The following is a 785-nucleotide window of genomic DNA, read 5'->3' as shown; positions in this document are numbered from 1 at the left end:
TCGCCGCCGTCTCGGGCGATCACGATGTCGTCTGTTACCTCGACAATGATACACTGGCCGTGCGGCCTCTTGATCTGGCAGCTGCCGCCCCGACGACGCGACCTCTCGCGGCCGTGCCCGACCTTTCCATCTGCACAGGTCTCGACAACCGCGCATTCTTTGAGAACTGCGACAAGCATGGCCTCGAACGGCGTTACTTCAATTCCGGCTTTATGGCCATCGATGTGTCTCGATGGATTGGGTCGGGAATTCCCGAACGGTTCTCGTCCGCTCTAAAGTCGCACGCGTACTTCTGTCCCTATTGGGACGGCTCATGCACCCATATCGACCAATGCGCCTTCAACATCGCGGCCCAAGGGGCATGGGAGACGCTTCCCGTGGAATTCAACGTGCAGAAGTCGGCATTCCAGACAAGCTATTGGGATCGGGCGTTGATCCGCCACTATACGGGGCCGGAGAAGTTCCTGCCGGCGGTGGCACATCGCATCGACAGCCAGGAACGGTCTGTACTCGGCCGTATATCTTGCAACTGCGGGGAACTCGGTCTGAATATTCCTCCTGCGTATCTGGGGTTAACCTACAAGGTCAACAGATTGCGCAGGAGAGCGTATCGGATCAGAATTTCGAGGCTCATTGGACAGCTTCCGGGCCCCTCCGTCTGAGCAGTCCTCCCGTCGACTTGCCGCGAGTTGGTGGCGCGGGATCTCGGATAAGTTTCGGTATCAACCTACCGAAACCCGTGCCCGCCGGAGTCCCGGGAAAATCTTGATGATCTCATCAAGCAG

The 785-nt window shown here is 58.2% G+C and carries 1 protein-coding gene; it reads left to right on the top strand.

Translation table 11 applies throughout. The features are described from left to right. The coding region (locus ACXJ7R_RS34985) for a glycosyltransferase (RefSeq protein ID WP_457155781.1) at positions 1-662 on the top strand (662 nt) is incomplete at its 5' end. Between the last annotated feature and the right edge of the window lie 123 nt (positions 663-785).

This window comes from Mesorhizobium sp. P5_C1, assembly GCF_054049815.1.
This window is presented reverse-complemented; position numbering and strand designations above follow the sequence as displayed.